The 13,752-nt window shown below is 72.5% G+C and carries 13 protein-coding genes and 1 pseudogene; 8 read left to right on the plus strand and 6 right to left on the minus strand.

What is annotated here, in order from left to right; translation table 11 throughout:
* Positions 1-985 (minus strand): glycosyltransferase (locus tag RH94_RS18200; RefSeq protein ID WP_407697330.1); only part of this gene is annotated, 985 nt, incomplete at its 3' end.
* Between the two features lie 50 nt (positions 986-1,035).
* Positions 1,036-2,124, minus strand: coding sequence for a DUF3344 domain-containing protein (locus RH94_RS18205; RefSeq protein ID WP_073948624.1), 1,089 nt, complete (start codon positions 2,122-2,124; stop codon positions 1,036-1,038).
* Positions 2,125-2,414: 290 nt separating this feature from the next.
* On the opposite strand from RH94_RS18205, the gene RH94_RS18210 reads away from it, so the two are divergent.
* From RH94_RS18210 to RH94_RS18230, 5 genes are all read left to right on the plus strand, one after another.
* On the plus strand, positions 2,415-2,654 hold the full coding sequence (locus tag RH94_RS18210; protein ID WP_073948625.1) for a chaplin: 240 nt from the start codon (positions 2,415-2,417) through the stop codon (positions 2,652-2,654).
* A 169-nt stretch (positions 2,655-2,823) separates the two neighbouring features.
* On the plus strand, positions 2,824-3,513 hold the full coding sequence (locus tag RH94_RS18215) for a hypothetical protein (RefSeq protein WP_073948626.1): 690 nt from the start codon (positions 2,824-2,826) through the stop codon (positions 3,511-3,513).
* A 133-nt stretch (positions 3,514-3,646) separates the two neighbouring features.
* On the plus strand, positions 3,647-3,880 hold the full coding sequence (locus tag RH94_RS18220; protein WP_073948627.1) for a hypothetical protein: 234 nt from the start codon (positions 3,647-3,649) through the stop codon (positions 3,878-3,880).
* Positions 3,881-4,150: 270 nt separating this feature from the next.
* A complete protein-coding gene (locus tag RH94_RS18225; protein WP_073948628.1) occupies positions 4,151-4,408 on the plus strand; it encodes a hypothetical protein in 258 nt (85 codons plus the stop codon).
* Positions 4,409-4,552: 144 nt separating this feature from the next.
* Positions 4,553-4,843, plus strand: coding sequence for a hypothetical protein (locus RH94_RS18230; RefSeq protein ID WP_073948629.1), 291 nt, complete (start codon positions 4,553-4,555; stop codon positions 4,841-4,843).
* Between the two features lie 97 nt (positions 4,844-4,940).
* On the opposite strand, the gene RH94_RS18235 is transcribed toward RH94_RS18230, so the two are convergent.
* Both RH94_RS18235 and RH94_RS18240 read right to left on the minus strand, forming a co-directional pair.
* Complete coding sequence (locus RH94_RS18235; RefSeq protein ID WP_073948630.1) at positions 4,941-5,870, minus strand: alpha/beta fold hydrolase; 930 nt, start codon at positions 5,868-5,870, stop codon at positions 4,941-4,943.
* 149 nt (positions 5,871-6,019) lie between these two features.
* Positions 6,020-7,555: a PucR family transcriptional regulator gene (locus RH94_RS18240; protein WP_073948631.1), complete on the minus strand. Its 1,536-nt coding sequence runs from the start codon at positions 7,553-7,555 to the stop codon at positions 6,020-6,022.
* 112 nt (positions 7,556-7,667) lie between these two features.
* Here RH94_RS18240 and RH94_RS18245 point away from each other — a divergent pair, with 112 nt between their 5' ends.
* Entirely contained in the window at positions 7,668-9,161 is a 1,494-nt protein-coding gene (locus tag RH94_RS18245; protein ID WP_073948632.1) for a purine-cytosine permease family protein, read from the plus strand.
* Between the two features lie 109 nt (positions 9,162-9,270).
* Complete coding sequence (locus RH94_RS18250) at positions 9,271-10,131, plus strand: polysaccharide deacetylase family protein (RefSeq protein WP_073948633.1); 861 nt, start codon at positions 9,271-9,273, stop codon at positions 10,129-10,131.
* A gap of 104 nt (positions 10,132-10,235) precedes the next feature.
* Here RH94_RS18250 and RH94_RS18255 read toward each other — a convergent pair whose 3' ends face one another.
* Both RH94_RS18255 and RH94_RS18260 read right to left on the minus strand, forming a co-directional pair.
* On the minus strand, positions 10,236-11,057 hold the full coding sequence (locus RH94_RS18255; RefSeq protein ID WP_073948637.1) for an IclR family transcriptional regulator: 822 nt from the start codon (positions 11,055-11,057) through the stop codon (positions 10,236-10,238).
* A gap of 18 nt (positions 11,058-11,075) precedes the next feature.
* Positions 11,076-12,356 carry an MFS transporter gene (locus RH94_RS18260; protein ID WP_199880992.1) on the minus strand — a complete coding sequence of 427 codons (1,281 nt, stop codon included), beginning with the start codon at positions 12,354-12,356 and terminating at the stop codon, positions 11,076-11,078.
* Positions 12,357-12,611: 255 nt separating this feature from the next.
* Here RH94_RS18260 and RH94_RS18265 point away from each other — a divergent pair.
* A pseudogene (locus tag RH94_RS18265) lies at positions 12,612-13,752 on the plus strand (PAS domain-containing protein); the annotation flags it as partial.

The following is a 13,752-nucleotide window of genomic DNA, read 5'->3' on the forward strand; positions in this document are numbered from 1 at the left end:
CCAGCACCGCCGGGTTCTCCGGCGGGACCAGGCACCGGTCGGCGAAGGAGGGCGGCAGGCTCTCGCGGGCACCGTCGACGTCCGTGACCACCACGGGCCGCCCGCAGGCCATGGCCTCCAGCGGGGCCAGCGCCATGCCCTCCCAGCGGGACGGCAGGACCACGAGGTCGGCGGCCCGGTACCAGGGGCGGGCGTCGGCGACGGCTCCCGCGAACAGCACGGACGGCGGGGCCAGTTCGCGGAGCCGGTCGTCGTCCGGTCCGTCGCCGACCAGGGCGAGGCGGGCACCGGGCACCTCGCGCACGACGGCGTCCCAGGCCCGCAGCAGCACGTCCTGCCCCTTCTGCCGGCACAGCCGCCCCACGCAGACCACGAGCGGGGCCGCCGGGTCGAGCCCGGCGAGCGGCGCGAGCCCGGCCCGCGCGGGGCCGGGCTCGGCCGGGTGGAAGTGCTCGAGGTCGATGCCGTTGGGCACGACGGTGAACCGCGCGTCGATCCCGGCGCGCACGCCGGTGGCGCGTTCCGCCTCGCTGACGCACACCACCCGCGCGGCCCACCGCGCCCCCCACCGCTCCCACCGGAGCGCGAGGGCCGCGGTGGTCCCGCCGACCGCCTCGAACGACCAGGCGTGCGGCTGGAAGACCGTCGGGATCCGCCCGCGCACCGCGAGCCGCCCGGCGAGCCCGGCCTTCGCACTGTGCGCGTGCACCAGATCGGGCCGCACCTCGTCGACCAGCCGCGCCAGGTGCCGTACCTCCCGCACCAGCGACGGACCCGGCGACCGCGTCGCCTCCCAGTGCCGTACGTCCGCGCCGAGCGCCCGCAGCCGTGTGGTGAGCGCGCTGTCGGGGCAGGCCGCGGTCACGTCCAGACCGGCCGCCGACTGGGCGCGGACCAGGTCCGCCACCACGCGGGCGACTCCGCCGTCCACGGGCTGGGTGAGGTGCAGGACCCGCGGCCGGGGGCCGGTGGGGGACAGGTCCATGGGTGCCGTTTCCTCGCTGACGAAGACGCTCGGGACAGGAGGCGAAACATTCACCGCTGGGCGTCGATCGCGGCGAAGAGCACACCCGCCCACGCCGTGTCCCGCTGGGACCGCAGCCTGAACGTCGCCTCGTCACCGGCGTTTCGCAGGCGCCCGGCGAGGTCGAACACGTCGGAGTCGTAGCCGAGGGTGTGGGCGTACGCCGGCACCCGCGCCGAGGGGGCCGCCTCCGGGTCACTGATGGTGGAGTTCAGGACGTCGTTCGCGGGATTGGCGGGGTCGGAGAGGTCGGCGGACCCGTTCTGATCGGCCGTCAGGGTGAAGGAGTCGCCGGTGGTGCCGCGGTCGCCGTTGTACGCCACCAGTCCGGCGACGCCCCTCGCGCCCGCCGGGAAACGCAGGCCGCGCAGCCGCATCTCCTGCGCCCCGCGGGACTTCAGCGGCGCGAAGCCGTCCCAGAGCGCGATGTTGCGCAGCGGCTCCGCCGGGTTCTCGTACGCCACCACCAGCGTCCAGCCGCCCCACGCCCCGGCCGCCGACTGCCCGGCCGCCACGTTGACCTGCGCCACGGTGTACAGGCCCGGACCGCTCTCCTGCACCTGCCTCGTCACGTCGGCCGAGGCCTGGAAGGCGTCGGCGCCGTCCGCCACGCGGTGTCCGACGACCGTGTCGGCGAGGAGTTCCCGGTACGACCCGCCGGGTTCGGCGAACAGCACGCGCCCGTTGTCCTCCGGCGGCTTCTGTTCGCCCACGCGCAGGTTGCCGCCCCAGTACAGGCGCGCGTACGTCACCCGGGAGCCGGCGGGCAGGCGGACCTCCGCACGGGAGGAGTTGTAGGTGTTCGGGTCGTCGTCGACGTCGACGTAGAACATGTCGAAGTCGCCGTTCACCCCCCGCGCGCCCCTCTGTACGTCCCCGCACGAGGGTGCTCCCGGGGTGGCGCGGCAGGTGATGGAGACGTTGGCCGCGCGCACGACGCCGCCGTGCTGCAGCGCGTGGTACCGCTGACCGAACGTGATGCCGGACGCCTCCGGTGCGGCCGGCGCGGCAGCCGGGGAGCCGCCGGGCACCCACAGCGCGGCGAGGGCGACGGATCCCACCGTCGCACGGCGAAGCAGCGGACCCAGGGAATGGCGCATGACTGTCGTCGCCCTTTCGAAAGCGGATGGCGGTGGCAGGCAGCGACACCCGTGTGATGCGCCCGCCGGAAGTGACGTGTCGGAAGGTGCGCAACACTAGTCACCAATCAGGCATAACTGGATGAAATCCTACGAAAAGCGATAAGTGTGTTGGAAACGTGAAGGCGGTCGCGCTCCCAGGGATCACCCCATTGGCGGCACAACCCGGGCGGCGACAGCGCGTTGACAGAGAGCCGGGCGGGCATTCCGCCTCGGGTGTTTCGAAGTCGACTCCAAGGAGCGCCTCCCCAATGTTGCGTATCACCAAGGGCCTGGTCCTCACCTCCGTCGCCGCCGCGGCCGTCGCCGGCAGTGCCGGTGTCGCCTCGGCCGACAGTCACGCCAAGGGGGCCGCCACCCGCTCTCCGGGCGTGCTGTCGGGCAACGTCGTCCAGGCCCCGGTCCACATTCCGGTCAACGTCTGCGGCAACTCCATCCACGTGATCGGTCTGCTGAACCCGGTGTTCGGCAACACCTGCATCAACTACTGACGTTCGCGTCCGTTCTTCGATCCGGCCGCCCTCCCTGTCGGGAGGGCGGCCGGTGTCGTTCCCCCGGACGGGGGCCGGGTTGGTCCACAGGGGCGCATGACCGGTTGCCGGTGACCAGGGACGATTTCACGGTGGGCTCAGGATCCGACGCCCATCGAAAGGAATCCCCATGCGTGTTCCGCCCGCACGGCGCCTCGCGTCCGGTGCACTGTGCGCCGCCCTCCTGGTCGGGGTCACCGGACCCGCCGCCATGGCGGCCGCCCCGGCCCGCGAGCGCGGCCACGCGGCGTCGCCCGACGCGCCGCTCCCCAGCGCCGACGCGCTGCGCGCCCAGGTCGGGAAACTCGACGCCGCCGGCGGCGGACTCACCCCGGTCACCGACCTGCTGAACGCCGCACTCGAGGCGGACGGCGGCCGACTGCCCGCCGCCGAGGCCAGAAAGCTGGGCGACGCGGCCGAGCGCGCGCTGGCCGATTCGGCCAAGAAGGCCAAGAAGGCCCTGACGGCCAAGGCTCCGGCGGCCCCGGCCGCGCCGAAGGCGCCGCGCACCGTGTCCGAGCGGCGCGCCGCCGACATCACCGGCGACACACCGGCCGCCGTGCAGAAGGACATCGACAGCCTGGTGGCGGCGATCGCCGCCGGTGATGTCGACCAGGTGCTCGCGTTCGCCGCCGACCTGCTGGCCGACGCGCTCGACTTCGTCACCGACACACTGACCGACAGCGACCTGTCGGAGGCGGCCACGTCCACCGGTCCGGCGTCGGCGGACACCTCCGCGGCCACTCCGGAGGCCGAGTCGCCGGCCGTCACCCTCCCCGCGATCGCCCTGCCGGAGCCGGCGCGCCCGCCGGCGGCGTAGGGCCTGTCCGGCGCCGATCTCATATGAGGACTCACAAATCTTCGGCGTCTTGGGTTTCCGGCCCGGCCGGGGCTCGTTGAACACGGCGACACAACCCCCTCCGGCGACCCGCGTTGCCGAAGAAAGGAACACGATGAAGTCCCTGAAGGCTGGTGCCGTCGTTGCCGGGTCCCTGGTCGTCGCCGGTGCCGCCGCACCCGCGTTCGCCGGCACCAGTGGCCCCCTGGACCTGAAGCCCCTGAAGGTCGAGTCGGAGAACCTGCTCAACACCGAGAGCAAGGACTCGGCGCTGCACACGGTGAAGGACACCACGAACACGCTGAACAACCACAAGCAGATGCTCGGCGGTCTGCCGCTGCAGCGCTGAGACCGCAAACCCACGGGGAGAGCCCCGGCGCCAGGAGGGCGCCGGGGCTCTTTCGTCGCCGGGGCGGACGTCGGCCGCCGTGACCGGACACGGTGTCACCTCCGCGTCGTCCGTGCGCGGTTGCCGGGGTTCCGGACGGATCGTCGGAGCTGTCAGGAAATTTTCGCGAATCGGTGTTTCGCGTACCAGAAGGTGCCAAAAGCCCCCTACAGTTACGACTGTCAGCAATCAGCCCAGCGCGGGCTGTGATGACACGAACAAGGAGAGGTAATGCGCAAGTTCCAGAAGGCCGCTGTCGTCGTGGCCATGCTCGGGAGTGTCAGCTTCCTCGGTGCCGGTGCCGCTCAGGCCGGTGGGGAGCAGTCGTTCAAGCTGGACAACGACCAGACCAACTCGTGCCCGGCCAGCGAGCACTCCGCGGGTCTTCTCAACCACATCCTCGACCGCGTCAACGTGCAGGTTGTCGCCAACGAGTCCCCGGTGAACCAGGGCAACATCATCCACTGCACGAACGCCTTCGGCAAGTGATCGCTGCTTAGGTGATCCATGCAGGCCCCGGGGCCCGAACCCAAGTGTCCGGGCCCCGGGGCCTGCTGCTGGCTTTTCGTCGTTCCAGGCGTCCGGAACGTCTCTGTCGTCCAGTCACGGGGGCGACCGCAAAGGAGAAGGTAGATGCTCGATTCGAAGAAGATCGCAGTGGCGGCGGGAGTCCTGTGGAGCTTTGCTCTGATCGGCGCCGGTGCCTCCCATGCCTTCGGCCACGACGGCTTCGGCAAGTGCGTCGATGACGGCAAGGGCACCGTTCGTTGCGTGCAGGAGGGCGACTACCGCTTCACCACCGACAAGCGGGGAAACGGCCACGTCTCCAGCAGGCAGACGCAGACCTGCCCGGCTCCGCAGAATTCGCAGGGTTCGAATATCTCGTGCGTCAACAAAGTCGCCATCGGTGGCAAGAAGTCCTGACGCCCGCGCAGCGGAGATTGGCCGGGATCCGGTAACGGATCCCGGCCAATCGCGTATGTCTCCCGGCCCCGGAGCCGGTCGCCGGCCCTGGGAATTCTCAGGGGCGCCCATCATGGAAACGGGACCGTGGGACAGCGACTCGACGGGGGTCCTCGACGGGGGTGCAGTAGGGCAGGTCGTCGATGGGGCGGTCGGTGCAGAACCTGCCGATCAGGTCCGCGACCTCCTGCCGGCGTTCGACAGGGGCCAGATGGTCGGCCTCCTTGATCGTCGTGAACCGTGCCGAGGGCATCGCGGCGGCCACCTCGCGGCCCATCTGCGGGGTGCACAGGGTGTCGTACTCCCCTGTGAACACCAGGGACGGCACATCCGGTACGGGCAGCGGTTCGTAGCAACCGTGCGTCGTGAGCCTGGTGTTGTGCTCAAGAGCCTTCCTGAGTTCGTCCGGCGTCTGGCTCATGAACTGCCGGTACAGCAGGCGCGCCACCGCCGCGTGCTTGCGGACCTGGCCGGCGCCGGGGTTCGACATGAACATCCGCACCAGTCCGTCGGCGGCCTGGGCGATCTCGCCGCGTTCCAGCGCGCGGGACAGGCGCGGTACGGCGTCGACGTAACTCTCGGGAAGGCGCTTGGCCGCACCGCAGAAGACGATGCGGCTGACGAACTCGGGGTACATCTGCGCGAACCGGAGACCGACGACTTCACCGAAGCAGCCGCCGAAGAGATTCACGCGCGGCATCCCGAGTTCCACCAGCATGTGCCTGACCGCGGCGGCGAGGAAGTCGATGCCGTGGCGCGCGGGCAGGAAGTCCGCGGAGCCGTAGCCGGGAAGGTCCACGGTGATCAACGTGCACAACGGCGCCAGCCACTTCTCGTGCCCCAGCCATGAATATCTGTTCTGGGACGAGCCGCCGAGCAGTACCAACGGGGCTGTCTGCGGGGCGGGTTGAGGGACGATGCGGCACTGGTACGCGAAACCCTCGAAAACGAGGCTCCGTTCCTCGGCGGTGGTGACGGCAGTGCGCATGAAGGGCTCCGGGGAAGAGGGAATGGGTCGAACCACCCCATGATTACCAGAAGTTCCACCAGACGGACGTAACCACTCATTTGTGGGCGATCCTGAGGAGATTCCATGGATTCTGGAAATCCCGCGGCGCTGAGGAACGACCGCCGCCGTCAGTCCAGTCGCCGGTACAGCCGCAGCGCGAGGTGGAGGGGCAGGGCGCGGGGCGTGCCGGTGGGATCGCCGCCGAGGACGTCGAAGGCCCGCTCGAGCCGGGCGTACAGCGACTGGCGCTGGAGGTGCAACTCGGCTGCGGTACGGGTCTTGTTGCAGCCCGTGGCGAAGTACGCCTCCAGCGTGGCGAGCAGCGGCCGGCGCTGCTGCTCGCGCAGGGCGAGCACCATGCCGAGCTGCTCCTGCACCAGTTGCCCGACCGCCGCCCGCGCGTCGTCGCCGGCCACCAGCCGCTCGATGCTCCACTCCGTCGCGTCGACCACCAGCCCCACCGGGGCCCCGGCGGACCGCAGCTCCAGGCACTCCACGGCCGCGCCCAGCGAGGCCGGGGCGCCGGCGAGCGAGGGCAGCACCGGGCCGACCGTCACCGTGACGTCCCGGCCCGCGTTCCACTCCCGCAGCCCGTGCAGCACCTCGGCGCGGGCGAGCGCCGCACGGCGCCGGTCCCGCAACGAGACCAGGGCGTGCAGCTCCAACGGCGCGGGCACCGCGACCGCGGTCAGGCCGTGCCGCCGCAACACGCCGTCGAGCCGGGTGAGGTCGGGGGCGCCGGTCACCGCCCGGGCGGCGAGGCCGAGCACCGGGGCGTCCGCCTCGAAGCCCACCGCCGGACCCAGCCGGCGGATGCGCGCCGGGGTCGTTCCGGAGGCCGCGAGCCGGACCAGCTCGGCGGCGGCGAAGTCCCGGGCGCTCGGCGGGCGGGAGCGCAGCAGCGCCAGCTGCAGCGCCTCCGCCGCCCGCTCCTGGGCCAGTTGCAGGGCCTCCTCGTCGGGCTCGGCCGCCGCGGTCGCCGGGTACAGGACCAGGGTGGCGATGTGCGCGCCCCGGACCGTGATGTGCACGCCCACGCTGCCGAGGGGCCCCGGCGCGTCCGGGATCTGGCCCGTCTCGTCCGGTCCCTGCCCGGTCTCGTCGGGCGACCGGGAGGCGATGACCGCGCCCGCCCGGTCGAAGAGGACCGCCGCCGTGCCGGTGTGGCGGACCAGCTCCTCCAGGACCTCCCGTACGCCCCCGCCGTCGGCGAGGATGCCGGAGAGCCGGTGGGTCAGCTCGCCGGCGTCCCGCAGCCGGGTCACCGACGCGTTGACAAGTGCGCTGTTGACCGCCTCGGCCACCGCGACGAACGGCACCACCCGGCGCAGCTCGACCACCGGGAAGTCCAGCGCCTCGGCCTCCTCCAGCAGCGGGGCGGGCAGGCCGGGCCCGTGCGGCCCGGCCTCGATGGCGACCCCGGCCACCGCGTGCGCGGCCAGGTCGCGGATGTAGCGGCGCTGTTCCTCCGGGGCGGCGGCGGCCAGGGCGGTGCCCCCGGTGAGCAGCAGTTCGCCGCCGCGCAGCAGCGGCGCGATGTCGATCACCTCGCTGGAGTGGATCCACCGTACGGGCCTGGTCAGACCGTGTGTCCCGGTGCGCAGCAGCGGGCGCGCCGGGGCGAGGCTGGGATGTTCGAGAACACGGGCCAACGTCATCTGCATGACAGAACGGTAGCCAAAGTCTTCGGCATGTATGACATTCCGTCGCTTGTTGAGTGTGAGGTGGCCGTCGACCATGGACGGAGACGCAGGCCGTCCACCGGGAGGTCACCCCATGTCAACCCCGCCCACCGCCGCGCCCGGCCCTGATGCCGTCCACCAGGTCGAGCAGACTCTGCAGCCCATCCCCGAATCCCACCGCACCCACAGCGTGTCCGGACAGTTCTGGATCTGGTGCGGTGCCAACATCGCTCCGATCAACTGGGTGCTCGGCGCCCTCGGTGTCAATCTGGGGCTCGGCCTGGCCGACACCATCTCCGTACTGGTCGTCGGCAACCTCGTCGGCATGGGCCTGTTCGGGCTCTTCGTGCTGCTCGGCCAGAAGACCGGCGTGACCGGCATGGTGCTGGGCCGCGCGCCCTTCGGCCGGCGCGGCGGCTACATTCCGGCCGGCATCCAGGGACTGCTCGCCATCGGCTGGTGCGCGGTCAACACCTGGATCATCCTCGACCTGGTCATGGCGCTCCTGGGCAAGCTGGGCCTGGTCGACCCGAATGCCGCCAACGACGGCTGGCGGATCCTGGTCGCCGCCGGGATCATGGCGATCCAGGTGGCCATCTCCTGGATCGGGTACCGGGCCATCTCCGCCTTCGAACGCTGGACCGTGCCGCCCACCATCCTGGTGCTGCTGGTCATGTCGGTGGCCGCCTGGTTCTTCCTGCACATCGACTGGTCGTACGCCGGACCACCCGGCAAGGTGCTCACCGGAGCCGAGCGGTGGGCGGCGATGACCTCGGTGATGACCGCCATCGGCATCGGCTGGGGCATCACCTGGTTCACCTACGCGGCCGACTACTCCCGGTTCGTCAGCAAGGCGATGCCCCGCCGCAGGCTCTACCTGGCCAGCACCCTCGGGCAGTTCCTCCCCGTGGTGTGGCTGGGCGTCCTCGGGGCGACCCTGGCCACCAAGAACGGTGCGGTCGACCCGGGGCGGCTGATCGTCGACAACTTCGGCGCGCTCGCGATCCCCGTACTGCTGCTGGTGGTGCACGGGCCGATCGCCACCAACATCCTCAACATCTACACCTTCTCGGTGGCCTCCCAGGCCCTGGACATCCGGCTGAACCGGCGGCTGCTGAGCGCCCTGGTCGGCGCGCTCTCCATGGTGGCGGTCGTCTTCCTCATCTACCAACGGAACTTCGCCGACGTCCTGGACACCTGGCTGGTCGGGCTGGTCGCCTGGGTCGCGGCCTGGGGCGGCATCATGCTCGTCCACTACTACCGCATCGAACGCGACCAGGTCTCCGTCGAGCGGCTCTTCGACCCCGTCGGCACCTCCCGGCTGCCCGACTTCAACTGGGCCGGCCTCACCGCCTTCGGCAGCGGCATCACGGCCACCTGGCTGTTCATGCACGGGGTGATCCCGTTCTTCCAGGGCCCGATCGCCACCGCCATGGGCGGCTTCGACCTGTCCTGGCTGGCCGGCGGCATCACCAGCGCCACGGTGTACGCGGTGCTCGGACCGCGGGTGGCGCGACGGGCCCTGCCGGACCTGCCCTCGCCCGCGCCGGACGGCGCCGCCGCCCCGGTCCGGCCGAGCGCCGTCTGACCGCCCCGATCCGTCCGGCAGTTGGCCGCCGGTTTCCCGCGGCCTGATCCTCCGGACAGACCCCACTCCGAAGCCCTCTGGACCGTATCGCGCACTGAAAGGGACCCCCGTGCACTTTCCCTGGCCCGACGGCCGCCGCGCCGCCGCCTCCTTCACCTTCGACGTCGACGCCGAGTCCTGCGTCCTGGCCCACGACCCCACGGCCTCCTCCCGGATGTCGCTGATGTCGCACCAGGCGTACGGACCGAGGGTCGGCGTGCCCCGGCTGCTGCGCGTGCTGCGCCGCCGGGGGATCACCGCCACCTTCTTCGTCCCCGGGTTCACCGCCGACTGCTACCCGGACACCGTGCGCCGGATCGTGGACGAGGGCCACGAGGTGGCCCACCACGGCTACCTGCACGAGCGGATGCAGGGCCTGGACCGCAAGGAGGAGGCGGAGACCCTGGACCGCGGCCTGGAGGCGCTGGACCGGCTCGGCGTACGCCCCACCGGCTACCGCGCCCCCTGGTGGGAGACCAACTGGCACACCCCCGACCTGCTGATCGAGCGCGGCTTCACCTACGACTCCAGCCTCCTCGACGGCGACGTGCCCTACCGGCTGGCGGGGGAGCGGGCGGAGGGCTCGCTGGTGGAGATCCCGGTCGACTGGGGTCTGGACGACTGGGAGCAGTACGCCTTCTACCCGGGCTGGACGGGCAGCGGGGTCATCGAGAGCCCGCGCAAGGCGCACGAGATGTGGCTCCTGGAGGCCCAGGCCCACCACGCCGAGGGCGGCTGCTTCGTCCTGACCAACCACCCGTTCCTGTCCGGCCGCCCCTCCCGCGCCGCGGCCCTGGAACGGCTGATGGAGGACGTGCAGTCCCTGGACGGCATGTGGGTGGCGCCCCTCGGTGAGATAGCGGCCCACGCCGCGTCCGTCCTGACCGAGATCCGCCGACCGCGCCGCATCGAGGCGCTCGAGGCCTCGTAGGCCCGGGGGCATCGCACGGGACGGGGCACGCCGGGCGCGAACGGAGCACCGGCCGTGCCCCGTCCCGTGTCTGCCGGTCGTCCCGTGTTTCCCTGTCGGCGCCGTCAGGCCGTCGGGGCGGGGCGGCGGCCGCCCAGGCGGGCGGTCACCTGGTCGGCGGCCTCGCGCACCGTGTCGGCGACGAGGGGGAGGTGTTCGGCGGAGACGCGGAAGCGGGGGGCGGAGACCAGGACCGAGGCGACCGTCTCGCCGCGGTGGTCGAAGACCGGGGCGGCGACGCCCACCTCCTCCAGCGAGGTCTCCCCGTAGTTGACGGCGTAGCCGCGCTCGGCGGTCTCCGCGAGGCGGGCGAGGTACGCGTCGAGCGCCGCGTCACCGTACCCGGGGTGGGCCACGGCCCCGCTCTCGAGCAGGGCGCGGACGCGTTCCGGCGGCAGCTCGCTGAGGAACACCTGCACCGAGGAGCTCGCGGCCGTGCGGTAGCGCGTGCCCAGGGGCGTGCTGTGCTTGACCTCGTGCCGGCTCGCCACCTGCTCCACGCAGACCGCCTCCGCGCCGTTCCACACCAGCAGCGCCGCGGTCTCACCGGTGCGGTGGCTCAGCTCCTGCAGCACCGGGTACGCCGCCCGGCGCACATCGAGGTCGGCCAGCAGCGGGCCCGCCATCGCGATCACGCCGAGGCCCAGCCGGAACCGCCGCGAGCTCGGGTCCCGCTCGACCAGGCCGTCCTGCTCCAGGGTGGCGAGTATGCGGGAGACGGTGGACTTGTGCAGTCCGACCCGGGCGGCGATCTCGGTGACGCCGAGCTCGGGTTCGTCGACGCTGAAGGTGCGCAGCACGCCGATGCCGTTGCGCAGTACGGTCATGCCGCGGCCGGAGCCGTTAGCGGCGCCGTCGGGGCTCTCTTCCGTCGTGTTGCCTGCCATGGTGCGGTCCATGATGCCCTACCCCTTCCCCCTCCGGGCGAGGTCGTCCTCGAGGGTCCCGGGGCGGCAGGCGCGGAACGCGCCGGCCGTCATCAGGGCGAGCGCCGCCAGCAGCAGCCCGAACGGCGCCCCCCAGCCTCCGGTGGCGTCGTGCAGCAGCCCGAACAGCAGCGGCCCCAGGCAGGCCAGCGTGTAGCCGACGCCCTGGACGAACCCGGAGAGCCGTGCGGCACCCCGCGCGGTGCGGGTGCGCACCCCGATGAGCGTGAGCGACATCGCGAAGGTGGTGGGCCCGACGCCCACCAGGAACACCCACAGCACCGGCACCGTCGCGGGCGCGAGGTACAGCCCCGTGTAGCCGGCCAGGTAGCACAGCACGCAGACCACGACCACGGGGAAGGGGTTGCGCAGCCGCGTGCACAGCACCGGGGCGACCAGCGCCGAGACGATGCCGATGGCCGAGAACAACGCGACCATGGCGCCGCCGAACCCGGCGCTCGCCCCGGCGTCGGCGAGGATCCGGGGGAGCCAGGTGAACAGGGCGTACGTGCTCAGCGAGGTCGTACCGATCATGACGGCGAGGCTCCAGGCGAGCGGCGATCGCCGGACCGGGGCGGTGAACGCCCCCTCGCTCCCGCCGCTCACCGCGCCACCCCCGGCAGGGGGGACGCGCCGGACCGACGGCAGCAGCCAGGGCACCGCCGCCGCGAAGGCGAGCAGCGCCCACATGCCCACCGACACCCGCCAGCCGTGGGCCTGCGCCACCGGTACCGCGGTGAGCGGCGGGATCGTGGTGCCGAGCTGCACACACGAGATGTAGACCGCGCTCAACGCACCGACCCGGTCGGGGAAGTGACGCTTGACCAGCGGCGGCAGCACCACGTTGCCGACCCCCATGGCGGCCAGCGGCACCGCGGAGAGCAGCAGCAGCGCCACCGTGGAGGAGGCGGCGGCCCGGGCGAGCGTGCCGGCGCCGGTCACCAGCATGGCGCCGAGCGCGACCCGCTCCAGACCGAACCGGGCCACCAGCGGCGGGGTCGCCAGGCCGAACAGCGCGAACATCGCGGTCGGCAGCATCCCGAGCGTCCCCGCGGCGAGCGGACCGAACCCCAGGGCGGCGCCCACGGTGCCGAGCAGCGGCGTGATGGCGGTGACCGCCGCGCGCAGCGTCAGCGCCGCGAGGACGATCCCGGCCAGCGCCGTGAGGCGGCCGGTCAGCGGATGCCGTGGGGCGGCGGGGCGGTGCGGGGCGGCGGTGGGCGCGGGCCCCGGCCGCCCGGTGCGAGGGGGGTGGCTCACGGATGCTCCTTGCCTTCTTGCGCGCCGCCTCCTTTTGTTGCTCGTGACGCAACGCTGTTGAAAATCGTGCGACCGTGGCCGGGTGGCTGTCAACCCCGGTGATCGCGTCCGGGCCTCGTGCGGCCGCCGCCGTACGCCTGCGCATGCCGACCGGACAGCAGGGCGCAAAATGGAGAAGTGTTCGCACAGACCCGCCGGTCCGAGGCCCGGCGGCCCCGGGAAGACGACGGGGAAGGCGTGACACCGGCGCCGCCCGTGGGGCGGCTGCGGTCCCTGTTCCGGGTGCGCAGCGTCGCGGGCCAGGTGTTCCTGCTGCAGGTCGTGGTGGTGCTGCTGATCACCGTCGCGGCGCTGGTCGCCCTCGTGGTCCAGGCCCGCGACGAGAGCGCGGCCGTGGTCCGGCAGCGGTCCATGGACGTCGCCGAGACGCTGGCGTACGACCCGGGCACGCTGAAGGCCATGACCGGCCCCCACCCCACCGCGGTGCTCCAGCCCGTCGCCGAGAAGATCATGAAAGGGACCGACGTCGATCTCGTCGTCGTCTTCTCGAAGGACGGGGTCCGCTACACCCATCCCAACCCGGCCTTCATCGGGAAGCCGGTCCTCGGTCCCCGCACCCCGCCGCGTTCCCCCGTCACGCGGACCCTGGAGACCACCCAGGGACGTGCGGTGGTCTCGTACGTGCCGGTGACCGGGGCGGACGGTGCGGCGGTGGGGTCGGTGGCGGTCGGCATCACGGTGGAGAGGGTGACGGGCATGGCGGCCCGGCAGCTTCCGCTGCTGCTGGGGGCGGGGGCCGGGGTACTGGTCCTGTCCGCGGGCGGTACGGCGCTGGTGAGCCGGCGGCTGCTGCGGCAGACCCACGGCCTGGGGCCGGTGGAGATGACGCGGATGTACGACCACCACGACGCCGTGCTGCACGCGGTGCGCGAGGGGGTGCTGATCGTCGGCGGTGACGGGCGGCTGCTGCTGGCCAACGACGAGGCCCGGCGGCTGCTGGACCTGCCGCCGGACGCGGAGGGGCGCCGGGTGGCCGACCTGCCCCTGGAGGCGGACCTGGCCGGGCTGCTCGCCTCGCCGCGCGCGGCCAGCGACGAGGTGCACCTGAGCGCCGACCGGCTGCTGGCGGTCAACAAGCGGACCACCGCCCCCTACGGCGGGCAGGCCGGCAGCGTGGTGACGCTGCGGGACACCACCGAGCTGCGGGCGCTGTCGGGGCGGGCCGAGGTGGCGCGCGAGCGGCTGAAGCTCCTCTACGACGCCGGGATGGGCATCGGCACCACCCTGGACGTGACCCGCACCGCGCAGGAGCTGGCGGACGTGGCGGTCCCGCGCTTCGCCGACTCCGCCACGGTGGAGCTGGCCGAGGAGGTCCTGCGCGGCGAGAAACTGGCCG

The sequence above is a fragment of the Streptomyces kebangsaanensis genome, from assembly GCF_001906585.1.
Taxonomy (GTDB): Bacteria; Actinomycetota; Actinomycetes; order Streptomycetales; family Streptomycetaceae; genus Streptomyces; species Streptomyces kebangsaanensis.

Excerpts from the sequence above, each read along its gene's own strand:
- RH94_RS18205 (WP_073948624.1), bottom strand. The coding sequence starts at position 2,124 with ATGCGCCATTCCCTGGGTCCGCTGCTTCGCCGTGCGACGGTGGGATCC.
- RH94_RS18235 (WP_073948630.1), bottom strand. The coding sequence starts at position 5,870 with ATGCGCACTGCCGTCACCACCGCCGAGGAACGGAGCCTCGTTTTCGAG.
- RH94_RS18225 (WP_073948628.1), top strand. The coding sequence starts at position 4,151 with ATGCGCAAGTTCCAGAAGGCCGCTGTCGTCGTGGCCATGCTCGGGAGT.
- RH94_RS18230 (WP_073948629.1), top strand. The coding sequence starts at position 4,553 with ATGCTCGATTCGAAGAAGATCGCAGTGGCGGCGGGAGTCCTGTGGAGC.
- RH94_RS18215 (WP_073948626.1), top strand. The coding sequence starts at position 2,824 with ATGCGTGTTCCGCCCGCACGGCGCCTCGCGTCCGGTGCACTGTGCGCC.
- RH94_RS18220 (WP_073948627.1), top strand. The coding sequence starts at position 3,647 with ATGAAGTCCCTGAAGGCTGGTGCCGTCGTTGCCGGGTCCCTGGTCGTC.
- RH94_RS18245 (WP_073948632.1), top strand. The coding sequence starts at position 7,668 with ATGTCAACCCCGCCCACCGCCGCGCCCGGCCCTGATGCCGTCCACCAG.
- RH94_RS18255 (WP_073948637.1), bottom strand. The coding sequence starts at position 11,057 with ATGGCAGGCAACACGACGGAAGAGAGCCCCGACGGCGCCGCTAACGGC.
- RH94_RS18210 (WP_073948625.1), top strand. The coding sequence starts at position 2,415 with ATGTTGCGTATCACCAAGGGCCTGGTCCTCACCTCCGTCGCCGCCGCG.
- RH94_RS18240 (WP_073948631.1), bottom strand. The coding sequence starts at position 7,555 with ATGCAGATGACGTTGGCCCGTGTTCTCGAACATCCCAGCCTCGCCCCG.